Source organism: Halorubrum sp. CGM4_25_10-8A (assembly GCF_005435025.1).
GTDB lineage: Archaea > Halobacteriota > Halobacteria > Halobacteriales > Haloferacaceae > Halorubrum > Halorubrum ezzemoulense.
The window spans coordinates 285,391-304,799 of record NZ_SGTX01000003.1; the positions used below are offsets into that span (position 1 = coordinate 285,391).

Annotated in this window: 25 protein-coding genes; 6 read left to right on the top strand and 19 right to left on the bottom strand. The window is 68.6% G+C overall.

Annotated features, from left to right (window positions below):
* Positions 1–97: 97 nt before the first annotated feature.
* Entirely contained in the window at positions 98–277 is a 180-nt protein-coding gene (locus EXE52_RS05600; protein WP_049930222.1) for a hypothetical protein, read from the bottom strand.
* 96 nt (positions 278–373) lie between these two features.
* Between EXE52_RS05600 and eif1A the strand changes: the two genes are divergently transcribed.
* Positions 374–664: a translation initiation factor eIF-1A gene (gene eif1A / locus EXE52_RS05605; RefSeq protein WP_004597376.1), complete on the top strand. Its 291-nt coding sequence runs from the start codon at positions 374–376 to the stop codon at positions 662–664.
* Between the two features lie 191 nt (positions 665–855).
* Positions 856–1,755, top strand: a complete 900-nt coding sequence (locus EXE52_RS05610; protein ID WP_086216096.1) for a RimK family alpha-L-glutamate ligase — start codon at positions 856–858, stop codon at positions 1,753–1,755.
* Between the two features lie 33 nt (positions 1,756–1,788).
* Here EXE52_RS05610 and EXE52_RS05615 read toward each other — a convergent pair whose 3' ends face one another.
* On the bottom strand, positions 1,789–2,169 hold the full coding sequence (locus EXE52_RS05615) for an Hsp20/alpha crystallin family protein (protein ID WP_049930219.1): 381 nt from the start codon (positions 2,167–2,169) through the stop codon (positions 1,789–1,791).
* Between the two features lie 218 nt (positions 2,170–2,387).
* On the opposite strand from EXE52_RS05615, the gene gap reads away from it, so the two are divergent.
* Entirely contained in the window at positions 2,388–3,440 is a 1,053-nt protein-coding gene (gene gap / locus EXE52_RS05620) for a type I glyceraldehyde-3-phosphate dehydrogenase (protein WP_049930217.1), read from the top strand.
* Between the two features lie 132 nt (positions 3,441–3,572).
* Positions 3,573–4,802, top strand: a complete 1,230-nt coding sequence (locus EXE52_RS05625; protein ID WP_089308355.1) for a phosphoglycerate kinase — start codon at positions 3,573–3,575, stop codon at positions 4,800–4,802.
* 85 nt (positions 4,803–4,887) lie between these two features.
* Here the strand turns inward: EXE52_RS05625 and lrp are convergent, their stop codons facing one another.
* Positions 4,888–5,346 carry an HTH-type transcriptional regulator Lrp gene (lrp, locus tag EXE52_RS05630; RefSeq protein ID WP_008441157.1) on the bottom strand — a complete coding sequence of 153 codons (459 nt, stop codon included), beginning with the start codon at positions 5,344–5,346 and terminating at the stop codon, positions 4,888–4,890.
* Positions 5,347–5,472: 126 nt separating this feature from the next.
* On the opposite strand from lrp, the gene glnA reads away from it, so the two are divergent.
* Positions 5,473–6,837, top strand: coding sequence for a type I glutamate--ammonia ligase (gene glnA / locus EXE52_RS05635; protein WP_086216099.1), 1,365 nt, complete (start codon positions 5,473–5,475; stop codon positions 6,835–6,837).
* Between the two features lie 62 nt (positions 6,838–6,899).
* Here the strand turns inward: glnA and EXE52_RS05640 are convergent, their stop codons facing one another.
* The 3 genes from EXE52_RS05640 to EXE52_RS05650 form a co-directional block, all read right to left on the bottom strand.
* Entirely contained in the window at positions 6,900–7,880 is a 981-nt protein-coding gene (locus EXE52_RS05640) for a phosphatase PAP2 family protein (RefSeq protein WP_089308356.1), read from the bottom strand.
* Positions 7,881–7,895: 15 nt separating this feature from the next.
* Entirely contained in the window at positions 7,896–9,218 is a 1,323-nt protein-coding gene (locus EXE52_RS05645) for a YihY/virulence factor BrkB family protein (RefSeq protein WP_089308357.1), read from the bottom strand.
* Between the two features lie 109 nt (positions 9,219–9,327).
* Positions 9,328–10,458, bottom strand: a complete 1,131-nt coding sequence (locus tag EXE52_RS05650; RefSeq protein WP_049930208.1) for a tRNA (guanine(26)-N(2))-dimethyltransferase — start codon at positions 10,456–10,458, stop codon at positions 9,328–9,330.
* 189 nt (positions 10,459–10,647) lie between these two features.
* Here EXE52_RS05650 and EXE52_RS05655 point away from each other — a divergent pair, with 189 nt between their 5' ends.
* Entirely contained in the window at positions 10,648–11,406 is a 759-nt protein-coding gene (locus tag EXE52_RS05655; protein ID WP_049930207.1) for a hypothetical protein, read from the top strand.
* 511 nt (positions 11,407–11,917) lie between these two features.
* Here the strand turns inward: EXE52_RS05655 and secY are convergent.
* The 13 genes from secY to rplX are packed head-to-tail and all read right to left on the bottom strand — an operon-like array spanning position 11,918 to position 19,408.
* Positions 11,918–13,399 carry a preprotein translocase subunit SecY gene (gene secY / locus EXE52_RS05660; RefSeq protein WP_049930205.1) on the bottom strand — a complete coding sequence of 494 codons (1,482 nt, stop codon included), beginning with the start codon at positions 13,397–13,399 and terminating at the stop codon, positions 11,918–11,920.
* Between the two features lies 1 nt (position 13,400).
* A complete protein-coding gene (locus EXE52_RS05665) occupies positions 13,401–13,898 on the bottom strand; it encodes an uL15m family ribosomal protein (protein ID WP_086216135.1) in 498 nt (165 codons plus the stop codon).
* A complete protein-coding gene (locus EXE52_RS05670) occupies positions 13,895–14,359 on the bottom strand; it encodes a 50S ribosomal protein L30 (RefSeq protein ID WP_049930202.1) in 465 nt (154 codons plus the stop codon). The genes EXE52_RS05665 and EXE52_RS05670 overlap by 4 nt, the downstream gene beginning before the upstream one ends.
* Complete coding sequence (locus EXE52_RS05675) at positions 14,359–15,006, bottom strand: 30S ribosomal protein S5 (protein ID WP_049930200.1); 648 nt, start codon at positions 15,004–15,006, stop codon at positions 14,359–14,361. The genes EXE52_RS05670 and EXE52_RS05675 overlap by 1 nt, the downstream gene beginning before the upstream one ends.
* Entirely contained in the window at positions 14,999–15,556 is a 558-nt protein-coding gene (locus EXE52_RS05680; RefSeq protein ID WP_049930198.1) for a 50S ribosomal protein L18, read from the bottom strand. The genes EXE52_RS05675 and EXE52_RS05680 overlap by 8 nt, the downstream gene beginning before the upstream one ends.
* Entirely contained in the window at positions 15,556–16,017 is a 462-nt protein-coding gene (locus EXE52_RS05685) for a 50S ribosomal protein L19e (RefSeq protein ID WP_049930197.1), read from the bottom strand. The genes EXE52_RS05680 and EXE52_RS05685 overlap by 1 nt, the downstream gene beginning before the upstream one ends.
* Complete coding sequence (locus EXE52_RS05690; RefSeq protein WP_049930196.1) at positions 16,010–16,720, bottom strand: 50S ribosomal protein L32e; 711 nt, start codon at positions 16,718–16,720, stop codon at positions 16,010–16,012. Before EXE52_RS05690 ends, EXE52_RS05685 begins: the two co-directional genes overlap by 8 nt.
* Before the next feature lie 3 nt (positions 16,721–16,723).
* Positions 16,724–17,257 carry a 50S ribosomal protein L6 gene (locus EXE52_RS05695; protein WP_086220227.1) on the bottom strand — a complete coding sequence of 178 codons (534 nt, stop codon included), beginning with the start codon at positions 17,255–17,257 and terminating at the stop codon, positions 16,724–16,726.
* A 2-nt stretch (positions 17,258–17,259) separates the two neighbouring features.
* Positions 17,260–17,652: a 30S ribosomal protein S8 gene (locus tag EXE52_RS05700; protein WP_004047215.1), complete on the bottom strand. Its 393-nt coding sequence runs from the start codon at positions 17,650–17,652 to the stop codon at positions 17,260–17,262.
* Between the two features lie 2 nt (positions 17,653–17,654).
* The gene (locus EXE52_RS05705) at positions 17,655–17,828 is read right to left on the bottom strand and encodes a 30S ribosomal protein S14 (protein ID WP_004597423.1); all 174 of its coding nucleotides are present in this window, start codon (positions 17,826–17,828) and stop codon (positions 17,655–17,657) included.
* Positions 17,825–18,349 (bottom strand): 50S ribosomal protein L5, encoded by a 525-nt coding sequence (locus EXE52_RS05710; RefSeq protein ID WP_049930678.1) that lies wholly within the window; start codon positions 18,347–18,349, stop codon positions 17,825–17,827. The genes EXE52_RS05705 and EXE52_RS05710 overlap by 4 nt, the downstream gene beginning before the upstream one ends.
* A complete protein-coding gene (locus EXE52_RS05715) occupies positions 18,342–19,055 on the bottom strand; it encodes a 30S ribosomal protein S4e (RefSeq protein ID WP_049930192.1) in 714 nt (237 codons plus the stop codon). The genes EXE52_RS05710 and EXE52_RS05715 overlap by 8 nt, the downstream gene beginning before the upstream one ends.
* Positions 19,052–19,408, bottom strand: a complete 357-nt coding sequence (gene rplX / locus EXE52_RS05720) for a 50S ribosomal protein L24 (protein WP_049930190.1) — start codon at positions 19,406–19,408, stop codon at positions 19,052–19,054. Before rplX ends, EXE52_RS05715 begins: the two co-directional genes overlap by 4 nt.
* Between the last annotated feature and the right edge of the window lies 1 nt (position 19,409).

Consider the following 19,409-nt stretch of genomic DNA (forward strand, 5'->3'; position numbering starts at 1 on the left):
GGGACGGTCGGCGATTATGACTCTTTCGGGACCACGGTGAACGCCGCGTCGAGCGGACGGCCGCTCGTCCGGAGTCGGTCGGACCGCCGCCGAGGGTTCACTTCAGCCCGAACGATCGCATGGCGGTGTCGACGAGCCCCTTCGCGATCAGCGCGAGACCGGCGAGCACGACCATCAGGGCGCCGGCGACGACCGGATCGCGGAGGGTCAGGATACCGATACCGACGAGGACGACGAGGACGCCGGCGATGCCTTCGAGTCCGAGCGTGTCACGCATGTCGTCGCCTCGGCGGTCCCCGGAGGTAAAAGGGCCGTTTCGGTCCCGGCGGAGAGCGGCCCTTTTATTTCTGCGAGCGCGTATCACCGCGTACGCATGAGCAACGGAGACGGCGGCGGTCGGAACGACCTCCGGATGCCCGACGACGACGAGGTGTTCGCGGAGGTCGTCGAGATGCTCGGCGCGAACCGCGTCAAGGTGCGCTGCGCGGACGGGAAACAGCGGACCGCGCGCATCCCCGGCCGGATGCAAAAGCGCGTGTGGATCCGCGAAGACGACATCGTCCTCGTCGAGCCGTGGGACTGGCAGGACGAGAAGGCCGACATCTCGTGGCGCTACGAGAAGAGCGAGGCCGAACAGCTCCGCGAGGAAGGCCACCTCCAATAGGTCGCTTCGCGCGTATCGACGGGAGACCTCGCCGACACCTCGACCGCTTATTCGTACGTATCAGACTGCGAATCGACGGTGAACGCCTCCGAGTCCCCGGCCGCGAGGCACGCGCTACCGGCCGTCGGAACGCGTCGCTGCCGTCGTTCCGCTCGCGCCGTTTTTAAGTCCGAACGGCCCCCAACACGGTTATGCTCCGGCTCGCGATGACCACCGACGCGGAGACGTTCGAGCGCGTGCGCGGGCCCCTCGCGGACCGCGGCATCGACGTCGGTCACGTCCGAGCGAAAGAGCGAGCGCTGCGCGTCTCGGGCGGCGCGGCGGCGCGAGACGGCGCGGGCGACCCCGACGAGTTCGCCGACTTCGACGTCGGCCTCGTCTACCCCACCCGGCTCATGGAGGGCGCGGTCGTCGACGAGCGGCTGGGCGTGCCGTGGGTGAACGGCCGCGACGCGGTCGTGACCTCGCGCAACAAGGCCGGCGTGCTGGCGACGCTCTCCGCCGCCGGCCTCCCGACGCCGAAGACGACGCTCGTGTCGAACCCCGTCGACGAGTCGGTCGTCGTCGACGCCGCGAGCGAGTTCTCCTACCCGGTCGTCGTGAAGCCGAACTCCGCGACCCGCGGGGTGGGCGTCGCGACCGCGACCGACCTCGACTCGCTGCTGGGCGTCGTCGACTACCTGAACCTGATCCACGACTACCGCGCGACCGGCGACAAGTCGTTCCTGCTTCAGGAGTACCTTCCCGACGCGCGCGACTACCGCGCGATGGTCGTCGACGGCGCGTACGCCGGGGCGGTGGAACGCGAACTCGACGCCGACGCGCTCGCGGCCGGCCGGTGGAAACACAACGTCCACCGCGGTGCGACCGCTCGCGGCGTCGACCTCGATCCGCGAGCGCGCGACCTCGCGGAGCGCGCGGCCGCGGCGCTGGGAATCGACTACCTCGGCGTCGACCTGCTCGCGACCGACGACCGGCTCGTCGTCAACGAGACGAACGCGCGGCCGACGGTCGACGCCGCGACGAAGTACGAGGACGGCTTCTACGACCGGTTCGCGGCGCTCGTCCGGCGGACCGCCGAGGAGGAGTGAGGAGAGCGAGCGAGCCCCGGGAGGCGGGCCGGCTCAGACGAGGTCGATCGACGCGCTGTCCTCGTCGCGGTCGAACGAGACCTCGAGGACGCCGTTGTTGAACGTCGCGTCGGCGGAGTGCTCGTCGACGGGCGCGGGGAGGTCGACCGTCTCGTCGTACTCGCGCCGGTCGGAGACCGCGGAGATGGTGAGCGCGTCGCCGTCACAGCGGAGCGAGAGGTCCTCCTTCGAGACGGCGGGGAGGTCGGCGACGAGCCGCACCGACTCCTCGGTGGTGTACGCGTCGACGTGGGTGTCGGAGCCGAACCCGGCGTCGTCGGCCGACGGAGCGTCGCCGGTGGCCATCTCGTTCATCATCCGCTCGATCTCCTCGAAGAAGTCTCCGAACGGATCGTCGCGGTCGTCTCTGTCCATACCTTCCGTGAGGTCGGTGACCCCGATAAGCCTTCTGTCGGTCGCCGTATCGGCCGCTATCCGCCGCGGGAAAGCAGCGGTCCGGCGGACGACGAGCGGCCGCCGTCGCGGGCCCTCGGCCGCGAAACGCGACACCGGCCGTAACAAATTCCAACGATTATGACGGTCTCGCCGCGACTGGGCCGGATTTAAGTAGTTGCGGCTCGGCTTTTTCGAATATGAGTAAATCGAATCTGGCGGCCGGTGACGACGTGAGCGACGACGAGGTCGTGCGGGTGGGGCTCAACGGCTTCGGTCGCATCGGGCGCAACGTGTTCCGCGCGGTGTTAGAGAGCCCGCGGATCGAACTCGTCGGGATCAACGACGTGATGGACTTCGACGACATGGGGTATCTCGCGAAGTACGACACCGTCATGGGTCGTCTCGACGGCGTCGAGCGCGACGGCGATGAGCTGACGGTCGGCGACACGGCCGTCCCGCTGTTCAACGTTCAGGACCCCGCCGACCTCCCGTGGGACGAGCTCGACGTCGACGTCGCCCTAGAGTGTACGGGCGTCTTCCGCACCCGCGACGACGCGAGCGCGCACCTCGACGGCGGCGCCGACACCGTGATCATCTCGGCGCCTCCGAAGGGCGACAAGCCGGTCAAACAGCTCGTCTACGGCGTCAACCACGACGAGTACGAGGGCGACGACGTGATCTCGAACGCCTCCTGTACGACGAACTCCATCACGCCGGTCGCGAAGGTGCTCGACGCGGAGTTCGGCATCGACGCCGGTACCCTCACCACCGTCCACGCCTACACGGGCTCGCAGAGCCTCATCGACGGCCCGATGAGCAAGCGTCGCCGCGGCCGCGCGGCTGCCGAGAACATCGTTCCCACCTCGACGGGCGCCGCGGGCGCGGCGCAGAAGGTCCTCCCGCAGCTGGAGGGGAAGATCGACGGCATGGCGATGCGCGTCCCGGTCCCGACCGGCTCCCTCACCGAGTTCGTCGTCAGCCTCGACGAGACCGTCACCGAGGAGGAGGTCAACGCCGCCTTCCGCGAAGCCGCCGACTCCGGTCCGCTCGCGGGCGTTCTCGGCTACACCGACGACGAGGTCGTCTCCTCCGACATCGTCGGCCTCCCGTTCTCCAGCTACGTCGACCTCCAGTCGACGAACGTCATCGCCGGCGGGAAGTTGCTGAAGATCCTCACCTGGTACGACAACGAGTACGGCTTCTCGAACCGGCTGCTCGACATGGCCGCGTACGTCCACGACGAGGCGTAGACGGCCGGTTCGTCTGGCGCGTCGGGACCGACGCGCTCGACACGCACCGCCCGTTCGACGGGACGGACCTTCGGACGGCAACGTTCCCCCGGAGCGCAACCGCTTAACGAGCTCATCGACGACTCCTCACCCATGCCCGCGTTCAACACCCTCGACGACCTCTCGGCAGACTCGCGCGTCCTCGTCCGACTGGACCTCAACTCGCCCATCGAGGACGGAACACCGCAGGACAACCGCCGCTTCGAGCGCCACGCGGAGACCGTCCGCGAGCTGGCCGAGGCGGGACACCGCGTCGTCCTGCTGGCTCATCAGGGCCGACCCGGTCGCGACGACTTCACGTCGCTCGGCGGCCACGCCGAGATCCTCGCCGACCGCGTCGGCCGCGACGTTGGGTTCGTGGCCGACACGTACGGCGACGAGGCGCTGGAGGCGATCGACGCGCTCGACGCGGGAGAGATCCTCCTGCTGGAGAACACGCGGATGTGCGACGACGAGCTTCCGGAGGCGTCGCCCGAAGAGAAGGCCGAGACGGAGTTCGTCCGGACGCTCGCGCCGCTGTTCGACGCGTACGTCAACGACGCCTACTCGGCGGCCCACCGGAAGCACGCCTCGCTCGTCGGCTTCCCGCTCGTCCTCCCCGCGTACGCGGGCCGCGTGATGGAGACGGAGTACGAGGCGAACACCGCGATCGCGACCCGCGAGTTCGACGGCCCGGTCACGATGGTCGTCGGGGGGACGAAGGCGACCGACGTGATCGGCGTAATGGACGCCCTCGACGACCGCGTCGACCGCTTCCTCCTCGGCGGCGTCGCCGGCGAGCTATTCCTCCGCGCCGCGGGTCACCCCGTCGGCCGCGACGTGGGCGAGATGGACCTCTTCGACGAGCAGTGGGAGCGGAACCGCGAGCTGATCGAGTCGGTCCTCGACGAGCGCGGCGACGCGATCCGCCTCGCGAGCGACCTTGCGTACGAGGGTCCCGACGGCGAGCGCGCTGAGGTCCCCGTCGACGACATCGGCGAGAAGGAGACGGGGTACCTCGACGTAGGGGCGACGACGGTCGCCGACTACGAGCCGGCGATCCGCGAGTCCGACGCGGTCTTCGTGAAGGGCGCGCTCGGCGTCTTCGAGGACGAGCGGTTCGCCGACGGCACCGTGGGCGTCCTCGACGCCATCGCGGAGACGGACTGCTTCTCGGTCGTCGGCGGGGGCGACACCTCGCGGGCCATCGAGATGTACGGGCTGAGCGAGGCGGACTTCTCGCACGTCTCCATCGCGGGCGGCGCGTACATCCGCGCGCTGACGGGCGAGCCGCTCCCGGCGGTGGAGACGCTGGAGGCGGCGGCGGAGCGGCGGAGAGACTGAGCCGGCAGCGGGCAGCGCGGGGACGGCTCGCGCCGGTACGAAGAGAGGTGTCGGCGGCGCGGAGAGGGCCCCGGCGGCGGCCGAACTACTCCTTGACGTCGAGGTCGAACTGCTCGTTCTCCGTGACCGCGTTGAGGACGACGCTCGTGTTCGACTCCCTGATGTCCGCGTCCGTGAGGATCGACTTGATCTGGTCGTTCATCCCGTCCGTGTCGGTAAACTTCCCGATGGCGATCACGTCGTAATCCCCGGTGACCTCGTAGACGCTCACCATCTGTTTCTCCTGCCGCAGCTTCTCGGTCACGTCCGGCAGCGCGCTCCCTTCGACCTTGAGCTGGAGCACGGCGGTCACGTCGTAGCCGAGCTTGTCGTAGTCGACGACGGGCGTGTACCCCCGAATGACGCCTTCCTCTTCGAGGTCGCGCAGGTGGTTCGAAACGGTCGTCACCGATACGTCGAGTTCGTCGCCCAAGCTCCGGAGACTCGCGCGGCCGTTGCTGAGCAGCGAGTTGATGAGCTTCGCGTCGAGGTTTTCGTACGTCATCACACCTAACCACGCTTTCGGGGGTTTAGAATTTTACGAACGTCCAGCAGTTTTGCCTGTCCGGCGGTTCATGCGCCAAGCGATAAGGCCTTTATACTGGCAGATAACGAATCAAACGTCCAGAACATGACGGACGAACACGCGAAACCGGACGGCGGCCTCACGGCCGAGGAACAGGCGGTACTCGACGAGATCGAGGAGCAGAACGTCGATTTCCTGCGGCTTCAGTTCACTGACATCCTCGGCGTCGTGAAGAACGTCTCCGTCCCCGCCCACCAGGCGGAGAAGGCGTTCACCGAAGGCATCTACTTCGACGGCTCCTCAATCGAGGGGTTCGTGCGCATCCAGGAGTCGGACATGCGGCTCGTCCCCGACCCCGACACGTTCGCGGTGCTCCCGTGGCGCAACGACGGCGACTCGGGCGCGGCGCGGCTCATCTGTGACATCGTCGACACCGACGGCGAGCCGTTCGTCGGCGGGCCGCGGCAGGTCCTGAAGTCGGTCCTCGCCGAGGCCGAGGAGATGGGCTACTCCGTCTCGATCGGGCCGGAGCCGGAGTTCTTCCTGTTCGAGAAGGACGACGACGGCAACGCGACGACCATCCCGCACGACAACGGCGGCTACTTCGATCTCGCCCCGAAGGACCTCGCGTCCGACGTGCGCAAGGAGATCATCTTCACCTTAGAGGAGATGGGCTTCGAGATCGAGGCCTCCCACCACGAGGTCGCGGAGGGCCAACACGAGATCAACTTCAAGTACGCCGACGCGCTCACGACCGCGGACAACATCGCGACGTTCCGCGCCGTCGTTCGCGCGGTCGCCGAGCAGCACGACCTCCACGCGACGTTCATGCCCAAGCCCATCGCCGACATCAACGGCTCGGGCATGCACAGCCACATCTCGCTGTTCGACGAGGACGGCAACGCCTTCGCCGACGACTCCGACGAGTTCAACCTGAGCGAGACGGCCTACCAGTTCATGGGCGGCATCCTGAACCACGCCCCCGCGTTCACGGCGGTCACGAACCCGACCGTGAACTCCTACAAGCGGCTGGTGCCCGGCTACGAGGCCCCGATCTACGTCGCGTGGTCCGACACGAACCGCTCGGCGCTCGTCCGCGTCCCGGACGCCGCGGGCGTCTCCGCGCGCTTCGAGGTCCGCAGCCCCGACCCGTCCTGTAACCCCTACCTCGGCATGGCGTCGCTCATCGCCGCCGGCCTCGACGGGATCAAGACCGGCGCCGACCCGGGCGACCCGGTCCGCGAGGACATCTACGAGTTCGACGACGCGAAGCGCGAGGAGTACGGCATCGAGACGCTGCCCCCGAACCTCGGCGCCGCAGTCGAGGAGCTGGAGACCGACGAGGTGCTCCAGGAGGCGCTCGGCCCGCACACCTCCGAGAAGTTCGCCGAGGCGAAGTCTCAGGAGTTCAGCGAGTACCTCACCCAGGTGTCGCAGTGGGAGGAGGACCGCTACCTGGAGACGTTCTGAGCCCGGTCCGAGTCGAGTAGCCCCTGACCGCGGTCCGCGACGGGACTTTTTCCGACGCCGCGTCACTCGGCGAGCGACCGCTCGATCCGCCCGGACAGCGCCGGGAGCGCGACGACGGCGACCACGGCGGCGGTCGTCGCGACCAGCGTCACCGGCAGCGTCCCCGCGAAGGCGTACGCGCCGACCCAGAGGCCGCCGGTGACCGCGAGCGCGGGGACGGCGACGCGGGGCGGGACCGACGGCTCCTCGCCGTCGACGAACCGCCAGCCGATCGCGCCCCCGGCACCGGTGGCGATCCCGATCCCTGCCTCGACGACTTCCCCCGTGTGCCCGCCGGCGACGGCGACGGCCAGCGCGCCCGCGGAGACGACCGCCGCGAGGGCGAACGCCGGTGCGGGGTTCAGATCGGCGGTCGGTCCGGCCGCCGCGTCCGTGCCGGGCGAGCCGCGGACCCGCGGGTCGCCGGCGAGCCGCAGGGCAACGGCGACGGTCCCCGCGCCGACGAGCAGGCCGGCGAGCACGTCGACGAGGTAGTGGACTTCGATGACGACCCGCGAGGCCGCGACGGCGACGGCGACCGCCCCGGCCGCGAGGTAGCGAGCGCGGTCGGTCCAGAGCCGGTCGTACAGCAGTGCGAGCGCGAGGTACGCCGCCGCGCCGCCGGTGGCGTGCCCGCTCGGGAAGCCGAACCCGTCCGAGAGCACCTGCGCCTCGTACCAGCCCGACAGGAGCGCGGGGAGCCACGTCGGCACGTCCGCCGGGGGCATCGCGCCGGGCGGGCGGGGGGCCGCGAACCACGCCTTGCCGAGCGCCGTCGCGGCGTACGCGCAGGTGACGGCCGCGATGGCCGTGGCGCCGGCGCGGCGCGGCGAGCCCGCGACCCCCTCGCTCGCGAACCAGTAGCCGACGGCGAGCATGGCGAAGAGCAGCCACGGGTCCGCGAGGTGGGTGACTGCCGCGAAGACCACGACAACGGCCTCCGGGAGGGCGTCGACGACGGCGAACTCGCCGATCCCACGCTCGGCGGCGACGAGTCCCGTCACGCGTCCGTCGTCCGGTCAGTCATCGCCGCGGCGGCGGGCGTAGTCGAGCGCCTTCCCCGGCGTTTCGATCAGGTTGAGGCCGATACCGACGACGACGAAGATCGTGTACAGGCCGAGCGTCGAGAGTCCGAGGACGACGATGGCGCCGACCGCGTAGATCCCGTCGAGGGAGGTCAACGCGGCGAGCGTCAGCACGGTCCCGTACAGCAGCACGAGGTACGGGCCCCAGCCGCGGGCGTGGCCGCGGCGCATCCGCGAGCGGACGTACCGCTTCAGCTCCGACTCGACCTCCGGTTTGTCGACCGTCCGGCGTTCCACGTCGTCCTCGAACTCGTCGAGCTGCGACCGCAGCTCCCGGACCTCCGCTTCGAGGGCGGCGACGTCCGGCGCGCCGCGCGGCCGTTCGCCGTCGTCCCCCTCGGGATCCGACTCGCCGTTCATACCCGTGGGTCGGTCGCGGTCCTGTTGTAACTGCCGGTCCGCGGCGTCGTCGGTGCCGTCGAACGCGGCGGCGGGACCGCCGCCCCCGGCCTCCCCGGAGTCGTCGCCGCCAGTCCCCCGCCCGGCGAGCACCACGTTGACCACGCCACCGAGGACGACGACGACGGCGGCGAGGTACAGCCACGTGACCAGCAGGAGGATGCCGCCGATGACGCCGTACACCTCGTACTGCGCGGCGCCCGCGGCGTACACCTGAAACCCGGCCTGAAGCAGCGTCCAGCAGACCGCCGCGAACGCCGCGCCCGGCAGCGCCTCGCGGACGGCGATCGCCGGCTGCGGCAGGAGGTAGTACATCGGGAGGAACACGACCGCGAGGAGAGCGGGCAGGGCGAGGACGCTCGCCGCCTCGATCAGGGGAAGCGCGTCCGCGGCCGCGACGAACGCGCCCACGGCGACCATCACGCCGAGGCCGACGCCGACGCCGACGACGACCGAGGCGGCGTCGGCGACCTGCTTGAGGAGGCCGGGCGCCTCCTCGCCGCCGTACAGCGAGACGAACGCCGTGTCGAGCCCGCGGAACACCTTCAGCGTCGACCAGATCAGCAGCCCGACCCCGAGCAGGCTCGCGCCGGTCCGCCCGCCGGCCGAGGAGACGGCCCCGACGACCGCCTCCTCGCCGGCCGGCGTGAGGAACTCGCCCGTGGACGCCACCAGCTCGGCGGCGATGGTCTCGCCGAAGACGGCGGTGGCGACGACGACCAGCAGCAGGAGCGCGGGGACGAGCGAGACGAACGCGTAGTAGGCGATGGCGGCCGCGAGGAACGTCACCTGCCTGTCGACCGCGAGGTCGGCGACGCGTCGAACCGTCCCGAACGCGGTGCGCGAGTGTCGAGACACGTCACGTGTTTCGACCGACCGCGACAAAAGCGGGAGGGTGCCGGGCGCGGCGCGGGCGGGCGCTCGTGGGGTGGAATTCGCGGCGGGAGCGAACGCGGCCGCGGCCCCGTCAGTCCGCGTTGTCGCCGAGGACCGCCTCGCGCATCTCGGGGATCGACGCCGTGCTCTTCACCGCCGTGCCACGGTAGTGCGCGCGGCTCGCCTCGTGGCCGGCCCCGCGGACGCGCTCGACGAACTCGTCCATCCCGATCGCGGGCTCACCCCACTCCTTGTACAGCCGGTGCTGGTCGTAGTGCGTGGGGGTGTCGAGTTCGCGAGCGACCGTCCCGAGCAGCTTGCGCGCACGCTTCGCCTCGCCCATGTCGTCCGTCACCTCGCGGCGGACGGCGCGCGCGAAGTCGGCGTCCGCGACCGGGCCGAGCCAGATCGGACCGGCCGTGAGGACGCGGTCGCTCCCGCACTCCGGGCAGGCGTCGACCGGGTCGGCGACGTGCCCCGGCGTCGCCGAGCGCCAGAGGCAGTCCTCGCAGTGGTCGACGTACCCCACGCCGTCGAGGCAGTCGTCGGCCGCGCGGGCGCCCGACTCCAGTTCGAGGTAGGTCCGCGCGTAGTGACGGGAGACGTGCGAGAGGATCGGCGTCGCCGCCTTGTCGTAGCGCGCGGCGGTCCGCACCAAGGCGGATATCAGCGTTCGGAGCCCCATCTCGGGGTGATAGTCGGTGTTGCGCGGGACCGCGCCGTACTTCCGGATCCCGCTGTTGAGGTGGGCGCCGCACAGCGGCGCGGTGTCGGTGGCGGTGACGCAGACCAGGTTGCGCCCGTTCGCGAACGCGGCGTCCGCGAAGGGGATCGGTGTGCCGTACGGGTCCAGATCGACGACGTCGAACGGCCCCTCGTCGTACAGGAGGGCGTTGACGTCGCGGTGGACCGCCTCGCCGTCGAGGCCGTTGGCGTCGAGGTTCGTGGCGGCGAGCTCGACCGCGTCCGCGTCGACGTCGGCGCAGGTGACCCGATACCCCTCCGCGGCGGCGCGGACCCCCCTGACCCCGGAGGCGGCCATCGCGTCGAGGTACGAGGCGACGCGCGGTTCGCGGTCGCGGTAGGCGCGCAGCGTCGCGACCGTCACGTCGCGGTTCAGCTCCTGTGTCGGGTTGAAGAAGACGCCGCCGCCGGTGCCCTTGCTGGCGCCGTCACGAGCCTCCGGGACGGAGACGGTGAGTCCGCCCTCTTCGATGTCCATACGCTCGATTCGACCATCCGGCCTAAAAGGGTCGCGCTCCGGGTCCGGGGGTGCGCTCCGGATCTCCGGGCGCGGGGCGCGGACGCCCAACGAGGGAGGCTTTTACGCCGCGGGCTCGCAAGGTAACCGTATGAACGGATATCCCACGCGGCGGGCGAGCGCGGTCGACGAAGAGACGGAGGGCCGGGAATGGTAAGCCCGGCGCGGGTAGACGCGGCGACCGACATCGCGTACGGCGCGCTGATCGTCCTGTCGATCGTGTTGATCGCGACGACGCAGGTGAACAACGTCGCGATCGCGTTCGGGATCGGGGTGTTCGCGTCGTACGTGATCCACGTCGTGTGGAAGATGGCCCGCTTCGATCCGGACTGGATGACGCGCGAGGTCGCCGACCAGGTCGGGAAACAGGTCGAAGAGAGCGTCGGCGAGACCGTCGACAAGGAGGTCGAGAAGACCGTCGGTGAGACGGTCAACAAGGAGGTCGAGAAGACCGTCGGCGAAACGGTGAGCAAGGAGGTCGAGAAGACCGTCGAGGAGACGGTCGGCGAGAAGGTGGAGGAGACCGTGAGCAAGGAGGTCGAGAAGAGCGTCGGCGAGACCGTCAACAAGGAGGTCGGCGAGGTCGCCGACGACGTCAGCGACACGGTCAGCGAGGAGGTCTCGGGCAAGGTCGAAGAGACCGTGGGCGAGACGGTAGAGAAGACCGTCGAGGAGACCGTCGGCGAGAAAGTCGAAGAGACGGTAGAGAAGACCGTCGAGGAGACCGTCGGCGAGAAAGTCGAAGAGACGGTGGAGAAAACCGTCGAAGAAACCGTCGGCGAGAAGGTCGAAGAGACGGTGGAGAAAACCGTCGAAGAAAAGGTCGAAGAAGCCGCCGAGGAGATGAGCGACGACGAAGAGGACGCGGCGGACGAAGCCGCTGCGAGCGATCGGTCCGACGCCGTATAGCCGGGGCGACCGCGGCCGACGGTCTCGGTGGGATCGAGCCGAGTGGTGCGTCTCCGAGCGAAAGGCGACCAGCCGGAACAACCCGATCTGGTCACGCCTCGGAAGTCGCGGGCGATAGCGGCCGAACCCGACCGGCCGCTCCCCTAACGCCGAGTTCTCGATCCGTTGTCGACGCGAAGCGTCAGGAACCGACTCGGCGCGATACTGTGTCGTTTGAATTTACACCGACGGAATCGACAGCTGGCGATGTACCGGAGGTACCCGTACGTCGTCGTGGCTCGGTGAACGTTGAGCCGGCCGTTGTATCCGCATCCGCGCGGGGGGCGTCCGCTTCCGTCTGTTCGACCGGTGTTTCGATAGATTCCGGTTAATCGTCGGCGATCGCCTCGGTCTCGTCGAGTTGCTCGAAGAAGCCGTCCGAGTCGGTCACTTCGACTCCCCCCGGTAGGAGACTGCTGAGTACGACGCAGTCGCTCAGGGTCGAAGAAGAACGGAAAGGAGTGGATGTTCGCTACTCGTTGCCGAACATCTGGCGCATCATCGGGTGCATCTCCATGAGCTGCTCTTCGGCGATCTCCTCGTACAGCTTGTACGTGATAGAGACCGCAAGCAGTAGCCCGGTGCCGGAGACCTGCCCGATGGTGCCGAGCAGGTTCGCCATCACGGCGAGCAGCCCGACGAGGGCGCCGCCGATGACGGTCACCTGCGGGATGTACCGCTCCATGACCTTCTCGACGACCTGCGGGTTCCGGCGGAACCCGGGGATCTGCATCCCGGAGTTCTGGATCTGTTTCGCGGTCGCCTCCGGCCCCATGCCGGTAGTCTCGACCCAGAAGATCGCGAAGATAGCGCCGCCGACGATCATGAACGCGAGGTCGATCGCGAGCCGGATCGCGATCATCCACGGCTCGACGGACGCCGGTATCTCACCGAGGAACCACATCCACTGCCCCCGGCTCTGAATCGGGTTCAGGTAGTAGAACAGCCCGCCGATGGGCTGCCCCTGCTCGCTGTAGGTCCCGAGTATCGCCGGCATCCCCGCCCACTGCGAGGAGAGGATCTGGCCGAGGAACTGGATGTTCGCCTGCAGCGCGCGAACGAGGATCATCGGGAGGACGGACGCGTAGATGAGCTTCACCGGGAAGCGTCCACGGGCGCCCTTCACGCGGGCGTGCGACAGCGGGATCTCGACGCGGACCGACTCCGCGTACACGACGATCCCGAAGATGAACACCGTGGTGAAAAGCGCCAGAATGTTCCCCGGATCGAAGAGGAGATTCTGGAGCCCCTCCGCCGTGAACGGCGACATCGACACCGGCACGTCGCCGAAGATGACGCCGTACCAGCTCGCGAAGAAGCCGGAGGCGCCGAGTGCGGAGAAGCTGAAGAAGCCGCCGACGATCTGCTGGCTCACCGACGCGATGATGAACAGCCCGACGCCGGAGCCGACGCCCCACTTGCTCACGATCTCGTCCATGAACAGGATGAGGATGCCGCCGACGAAGATCTGCGCGAAGATCAGCACCTGAACGCCGAACGTCCCGATGCCGAGCGCGCTCGCGACCGCGTCGTCCGCGGGGAGGAACCCCCCGGTGAACACCATCGGCGCCGCCGTGAGGGCGGAGACGATGATCACCAGCAGCTTCTGGAGGCCCTGATAGAGGACCTGGTCGCGCGGGTCGTTCTCGGTGTCGAGCCCGAGGAGGTTCGCACCGCCCAACAGCTGGAGGACGATGGACGCCGTGACGATCGGTCCGATACCGACCTGTAGCAGCGACCCGGACGACCCGGCGAGCACCGACCGGAACTGCCCGAAGAAGTCCGACCCCTGCCCGACCGCCAACCCGAACGGGTTGATGTTGGTCAGGAAGAAGTAGACGATCAGGATTCCGGCCGTCCACGTAAGCTTCCGTCTGAACGGGACGTGTCCCGCGGGCCGCTCCACGACGGGCATCCGCGAGAGCACCGGTTCGGCGGCCTCCTTCCAGCTCATGTTACGCCTCGTCGTTCTCGTCGTCGGAAGTGTTTTCCGGTTCGTCAGCGGGCTCTTCGGCGCGCTCGGAGAGCGTCGCCTCGCCGCCCGCCTCCTCGATGAGCTCGACCGCACCGGCGGTGAACGCGTCGGCCGTGACGCGGAGCTCGCGGCGGACCTGCCCGCCGCCGAGCACCTTCACCACATCAGCCTCGTGGCCGTCCTCAACGACGTCGCGCGCGTCGAAGACGTACGCGTCGCCGTCCTCCTCGGCGAGACCGTCCGCGGCGTACAGCGCCGCGTCCTCGTCGAGCTTCTGGATCTTCACTTCGAGGACCTCCGTCTGAGCGTCCTCGGGGCGCTTGAACCCGTGCTTGCCGAGCGGACCGTAGTTGTGGTACTCGTGTTTCGCGCGACCGGCCGCGCCGCGACCGCCGCGATGCCCGGCGCCGCGCCGGTTCTTGTGCGTGCCGCCGCCGTGCGTCCGAGAGCCGCGCTGTCGTCGTTTCTTGCTCGTCATCGCATCGCCTCCAGGAGACTGTCGATCTCCTCGGTGGTGTGTTTCCCGAGTTCGCCGCCCTCGATCACGGGGTGTTTGATGCCCTCGTGACCGCCGCGGGGGGCGTGGAGCCGCAGCGTCGGCGAGAGACCCTGCTCGCGCAGCGTGGTCTCCTCGTCGACGAGCGCCTCGGCCAGCGCCTCCAGATCGGCGTAGTCGGTGTTGTCGTCGATCCACTCGTCGTCGACGTCGGCCGAGCCTTCGAGCGGCTCGCCGCGCCGCGCGATCGTTCGCGCGACGGCCTCGACGCTCGGTTCCCCGAACGCGACGACATCGTTGACCTTCGCGATCATGCCGCTGTACGAGTCCGTCTCGGGGACGAGCGTCGCGTGGTTGACGCGCCCGACGTTCAGCATGTCGAGCGTGTCCTCGACGCCGGACCCGAGATTAACCTCGCCGCGGAGCTGAACGATCGCCTGCATCACTCGCTCACCTCGTCGTAGTGGACTTCGCGCGCGTGCTGGGGCGTACGGGACTGCGCCGCGTTCTCCAAGGCGTTGAACGTCGCCTTCGCGAGGTTCACCGTCGTGCGCGTGTTGCCGTCGGAGTTCGTCCAGGCGTCCTCGACGCCGGCGAGCTCCAGGATGTTGCGGACCGTCTCCGCGGCCGCGAGGCCCAGCCCCTGCGGGGCGGGCTTGATCTCGACGGTGACGGAGCCGGCCTTCCCCTTCGCCGTGCGGGTCAAGGAGTTGGTGCCGCCGGGCTGGTCCTCCCAGGACCCGGAGCCGCGGTCCACCGAGATGATGTTCAGCTTCGCGACGTCGATCGCCTTCTGGATCGCGCCGCCGACCTGGTCGTCGCGGGCCTGCGCGTAGCCGAGGTAGCCGTCGCGGTTGCCCACGGCGACCACGCAACGGAACTTCACGCGGCGGCCGGAGTCGGTCATGCGCTGGACCATGTTGATGTCCAGCACCTCGTCTTCGAGCCCCGGGAGGAGCTGGTCGACGATCTCGGCCTCCTTCAGCGGGAGCCCGGACTGGAGCGCCTGTTCCATCGACGTGATGTCGCCGTCCTGTACCTTGCGGCCGAGTCGCGTCCGCGGTTCCCAGCCGTCGTTGTGTCTACTCATGGTCCTCCTGGATTGTCGCGAGCACGTCGTCGAAGTGCTCGGGTAGCTCGCTGGCGTCGAACGCGCCGCTGTACAGCGGCTCGTCGAGCTGCTCGGCGTAGTCGGCGATGTGTTCGCCGCGCGTGCGCGACCAGTCGGCCAGCACGTCGTCGTTGTGCGGGATCTCGAGGCCCGCGTCAATCGCTCCTTCCTGTACCGCGAACGTCTTGTTGCCGGGCGTCGCCGTGTTGAGCCCGATGTCGAGGACGGCCTCGTCGAGGCCGGCGTCGACGGCGCGAGCGCCCGCGAGGTACCCGGTGAGGTACGCGCTGGGGAGGTTGCCCGTGGGGGCGTCCCAGCCGTACTCGCCGAGCTCCTCGCTGGAGGCGGCCGCGTGGGTCTCGTCGCCGTCGGATCCGGGGGTCACCAGCTGCGCCCTGACGTGAGCGTTGCTCACCCGAGCGACCAGGCGAGGCTTGCCCGATTTCAGCAGGCGCAACCTCTGATGGTAATCCGTCCGGACCTCGCGGCGGCGCCGCATCGGCACCTTGTATCGTGGTCCTGTCGCCATTAGTCCGTCACCTCGTAACCGTACTGCGTCTCGATGAACGCCTCGAGACGGGCGACGTCCTCGAAGTCTCCCCCGCTCGCTTTGTTGTACAGCGTGCGGTACTCGGAGGCGTCGAGCACGTCTTCGTCGTCGCGAAGCTCCTTCAGGCGGGCCCGCTGTGCGCGGATGCGCGCCTTCCAGTCGTCTTTCGTGTCCTGTCGCGCGCCGGAGCGACCCTTGCGGGAGCCGGCGCCCGACTGATGCCCGTACGAGCGCTTGTCGGCGCGCTCGCGGGCGCGACCGCGCGAGTTCGTCTTCGCGTCCTTCGCGCGGATCGTTCCCTGTTCGATGAGCTCGCGGACGTCCTCGCGGGTGATGGCGTCCTCGATCTCTTCCTGTGCCTCGGGGTCGAGCCAGACGCGGCCCTTGCCGACGTCGAGCTCGTCCGCTGCGAGCCGTTTCTGCGCCTTCAGATCACTCATCGTCGACCTCCACTTCGACGTAGGTCGGGTTCAGCACGCGAATGCCGCGCTCCTCCGCCTCGTCTTCGATCAGTTCGCGCTTTCGACCGCCGACCTTCGAGGCGATCCGCACCGCCTGCGTGTCGCCGTCGACGCCCTCAAGATCGTCCGTGTTGTGAACGCGGACCTCCTCAAAGCCGCTCGGGTGCAGGTCGCGCGACGCCGTCGGCGAGCGGAAGCCGGCCTCGACGACCGGCCCCTTCGACTTCATGCGACGGCGCTGCTTGGAGAGCCCGCCGCGCGGCTTGCGCCACGACGTCGGGATCCGCTTTTTCTTGTGGTAGTCCTGCCGGTTGAACTGCGGTTTCCCCTCGCGGTGCTTCTGTGCGAGCGCGCGAGCGGTCTCGTCGTCCAGTTCCGGCGTCTTGTCGGCGTGACCGCGGGGCCGAAGCTCCGTCTCGACCGTCTCGGACTCCTCGGCCTCGTCGACCGGCTCCTCCTCGTCGGTCTCGTCTTCGATTTCCGCGTCCGCCTCCTCGTCGACCTCCAGCCCGCCGACGTCGGCCTTGACACGCGCTGCGAGCGCGTTGCCGACGCCGTCGACCTCGGAGAGCTCCGACTGGGAGGCGGCCTTCACGTCCTCGACCGTCTCGTAGCCGGCCTCGCGAAGCGCGTCCGCCTTCGAGGGACCGACACCGCTGATGTCTTCCAGTTCGTCTGCCATCGGTTAGGCACCTCCGGTGGGTTTCTCGACGATGTACACGCCGTCCTGGAAGACGCGCGTGTCCTTGTCGGTCACCTTCGTCAGCTGTTCGATGTCGGCGGCGGTCTGGCCGACGGCCTCCTTGTCGGAGCCCGAGAGCGTGACCGTCTCGCCGTCGATCTGTACGTCCGTGTCTCCGCGGATGGGGGTGCGCCGCGCGGCGCTCTCTCCGAGGAAGTTCTCGATGACGACCTCGTCGCCCTCCACGTTCACCTGCATCGGGAAGTGGGCGTAGTACACTTCCATGGCGTACTCCCAGCCCTCGGTGACGCCGTGGATCATGTTGGCGACGTGGCTCTCGAAGGTGCCGACGGTGGCGTTGGTCTTCGCGTCCTCGTTCTCGGTCGCGATGACCACCGCGCCGTCCTCGATCGTCACGTCGACGTCGGGGTACCAGAGGCGTCGCGTGACGCTCCCGTTGGGTCCTTCGACGGTGAGTTCGAGGTGGTCGGTCTCGGCGGAGACGTCGTCCGGAATATCGATTTCGACTCTGTTCATTGTTAGTAGACGTATGCGATCACTTGGCCGCCGATGCCCTCCTCGCGGGCCTCGTAGTGGCTCATGACGCCGTGGCTCGTCGTGACGATGAGCGTCCCGTAGTCACGGGCGGGGAGGTACCGCTTCTCCCACTTCTCGAACTCGTCCGCACCCGCGGAGTAGCGGGGCTTGACGGCGCCACACTCGTTGATCGCGCCTTTCAGTTCGACCTCGAACTTCCCGGCTTTCCCGTCGTCGACGTACTCGAAGCCGTCGACGTACCCGCGGTCGTAGAGGACCTCGAGGACGGAGCCGATGATGTTCGAAGCGGGCTCTACCGTGTACGACAGGTGGCCAACGCTCTCGGCGTTGTCCATGCCGGCGAGCGCGTTGGTGAATGGATCGTTTCCCGTCATGATCAGCTGTACTTCTCGAATCCCATGTCTCGGGCGACCTCGCGGAAGCACTGCCGGCAGAGGTTGATGTCGTACTTGCCGACGAGTCCCTGCTCGCGGTCGCACCGCCGGCACGTGTGCCGGGAGTCGGTGCGCTTCGCGGCGTGCTCGCCCGTGTCGTTGTTCGCTTCGCTCATTCGGTTACCTCGACGTCGAAGTTCGTTTCGAGGAACGCGGCCGCGTCCTCGGCTGTCATCCGGTGGCGGGAGGGAATGGTCCCCGTCGCCTTGTCGCGTTTCGAGACGCGGTAGCCGGGACGGACGATCGTCGTCGTCACGTCGAGGCCGTAGATCCCGATGTTGGGGTCGTACTCCTGGCTCGGAAAGTCGGTGTGGTCCTCGACCCCGAAGCTGAGGTTACCCGTGTCGTCGAACTGGCTCCGCGAGACATCGACGAGATCGAGCGCGGTCTCGAGGAACGCGTGCGCGTCCTCGCCCCGCAGCGTCACCTTGACGCCGATCGGGTCGCCCTTGCGGATCCCGAACTCGGCGATGGTGCGCTTCGAGGTGGTCCGGACCGACTGCTGGCCCGTGATCTCCTCGATGATCTCCTCGGCGTCCGCGAGCGGCTCACCGCCCTGCCCGACGCCCATGTGGACGACGACCTTCTCGAGGGACGGCTCGCGCATCTCGTGGTCGGCGCTCTCGGCTTCACTCATCCGCATCACCCTCGTCGTCGGTGAAGTTCTCGTCGATGACGACGACGTACTCCTCGACCGTCTCGTAGCCGCCGTCCTCGCTGGCGACGGTCACGGTGTTGTCGCCGGAGCCGAGGGTCACGTCGATGTCCTCGATCTCGCCGATCTGGCCGGCGTGCTGGCCGGCGACGGCGGTCACCAAGGCGCCCTCCTCGTACTCGAAGTGGGCGACGATCTCCTTCGTCTCGTTGTCGACGACGATCGAGTCGTTCGTCTCGTAGTCCGCGTCGTCGTCGACGCGGACGTTCGTCCCGTCGTGGAGCGTCAGCTGCGTGACGCCGCCGGGGACGACGGTCTTGTTCGTGATCTTCCCGAGCCGGCTGCCCGCGGCGTCCTCGTCGACGGGAGTCAGCGCGAGCCGACCGCCCTCGTCGGGGAAGACGCGGAAGTACTCCCCGCGCTCGGGGAACGCCAGGATGTCGAACATCCCGATCGGACGCTGTTCGTCCGAGACGGCGTCCCCGTTGACGAGGATCGAGTCGTTGTTCAGCGCGTAGCGCGCCTCCTTCGTCGAGTCGACGTAGCCGAGCACGTCCCGCAGCAGGACGACGAGCGGAACGCCCGCCTCGCCGTGCGGGCCCGCGCCCGCCTTCACGGTGAACGTGTTCGTCTTGCGCTCGACCGGCCAGGAGTTCGGTACTGACAGTCGCTTCTGGTGTCGCGTCATTCGTTATCCTCCTGGAGCCGCGCCTCGCGGCGCTCGTCCTCGAGGTCCAGCTCGGTCACCCGGACGTTGCTCGCCGGAATCGGGCGGGGAACCTCCTCCCCGTCCGCCTTCTCGACGGTGACGTCCTCGACCGTGATCCGCTCGGCGGACAGGTCGACGGAGACGACCTCCGCCTCCGTGCCGGCCGCGTCGCCGCGAAGCACCTCGACGGTGTCGCCGGCGTTGACGCGGACGTTGCGCTGTCCGTACTCCTCGCGGAGCTCGTCGGTGAGGGTGGCCCGGACCTGATTCTGCCGCTCGTGGAGCGGCGCGGTCTCCGACCGTTTTCGTTGTTTGCGTGGCTGTTTCGTCATA

Excerpts from the sequence above, each read along its gene's own strand:
- EXE52_RS05600 (WP_049930222.1), bottom strand. The coding sequence starts at position 277 with ATGCGTGACACGCTCGGACTCGAAGGCATCGCCGGCGTCCTCGTCGTC.
- eif1A (WP_004597376.1), top strand. The coding sequence starts at position 374 with ATGAGCAACGGAGACGGCGGCGGTCGGAACGACCTCCGGATGCCCGAC.
- EXE52_RS05610 (WP_086216096.1), top strand. The coding sequence starts at position 856 with ATGCTCCGGCTCGCGATGACCACCGACGCGGAGACGTTCGAGCGCGTG.
- EXE52_RS05615 (WP_049930219.1), bottom strand. The coding sequence starts at position 2,169 with ATGGACAGAGACGACCGCGACGATCCGTTCGGAGACTTCTTCGAGGAG.
- gap (WP_049930217.1), top strand. The coding sequence starts at position 2,388 with ATGAGTAAATCGAATCTGGCGGCCGGTGACGACGTGAGCGACGACGAG.
- EXE52_RS05625 (WP_089308355.1), top strand. The coding sequence starts at position 3,573 with ATGCCCGCGTTCAACACCCTCGACGACCTCTCGGCAGACTCGCGCGTC.
- lrp (WP_008441157.1), bottom strand. The coding sequence starts at position 5,346 with ATGACGTACGAAAACCTCGACGCGAAGCTCATCAACTCGCTGCTCAGC.
- glnA (WP_086216099.1), top strand. The coding sequence starts at position 5,473 with ATGACGGACGAACACGCGAAACCGGACGGCGGCCTCACGGCCGAGGAA.
- EXE52_RS05650 (WP_049930208.1), bottom strand. The coding sequence starts at position 10,458 with ATGGACATCGAAGAGGGCGGACTCACCGTCTCCGTCCCGGAGGCTCGT.
- EXE52_RS05655 (WP_049930207.1), top strand. The coding sequence starts at position 10,648 with ATGGTAAGCCCGGCGCGGGTAGACGCGGCGACCGACATCGCGTACGGC.
- secY (WP_049930205.1), bottom strand. The coding sequence starts at position 13,399 with ATGAGCTGGAAGGAGGCCGCCGAACCGGTGCTCTCGCGGATGCCCGTC.
- EXE52_RS05665 (WP_086216135.1), bottom strand. The coding sequence starts at position 13,898 with ATGACGAGCAAGAAACGACGACAGCGCGGCTCTCGGACGCACGGCGGC.
- EXE52_RS05670 (WP_049930202.1), bottom strand. The coding sequence starts at position 14,359 with ATGCAGGCGATCGTTCAGCTCCGCGGCGAGGTTAATCTCGGGTCCGGC.
- EXE52_RS05675 (WP_049930200.1), bottom strand. The coding sequence starts at position 15,006 with ATGAGTAGACACAACGACGGCTGGGAACCGCGGACGCGACTCGGCCGC.
- EXE52_RS05680 (WP_049930198.1), bottom strand. The coding sequence starts at position 15,556 with ATGGCGACAGGACCACGATACAAGGTGCCGATGCGGCGCCGCCGCGAG.
- EXE52_RS05685 (WP_049930197.1), bottom strand. The coding sequence starts at position 16,017 with ATGAGTGATCTGAAGGCGCAGAAACGGCTCGCAGCGGACGAGCTCGAC.
- EXE52_RS05690 (WP_049930196.1), bottom strand. The coding sequence starts at position 16,720 with ATGGCAGACGAACTGGAAGACATCAGCGGTGTCGGTCCCTCGAAGGCG.
- EXE52_RS05695 (WP_086220227.1), bottom strand. The coding sequence starts at position 17,257 with ATGAACAGAGTCGAAATCGATATTCCGGACGACGTCTCCGCCGAGACC.
- EXE52_RS05700 (WP_004047215.1), bottom strand. The coding sequence starts at position 17,652 with ATGACGGGAAACGATCCATTCACCAACGCGCTCGCCGGCATGGACAAC.
- EXE52_RS05705 (WP_004597423.1), bottom strand. The coding sequence starts at position 17,828 with ATGAGCGAAGCGAACAACGACACGGGCGAGCACGCCGCGAAGCGCACC.
- EXE52_RS05710 (WP_049930678.1), bottom strand. The coding sequence starts at position 18,349 with ATGAGTGAAGCCGAGAGCGCCGACCACGAGATGCGCGAGCCGTCCCTC.
- EXE52_RS05715 (WP_049930192.1), bottom strand. The coding sequence starts at position 19,055 with ATGACGCGACACCAGAAGCGACTGTCAGTACCGAACTCCTGGCCGGTC.
- rplX (WP_049930190.1), bottom strand. The coding sequence starts at position 19,408 with ATGACGAAACAGCCACGCAAACAACGAAAACGGTCGGAGACCGCGCCG.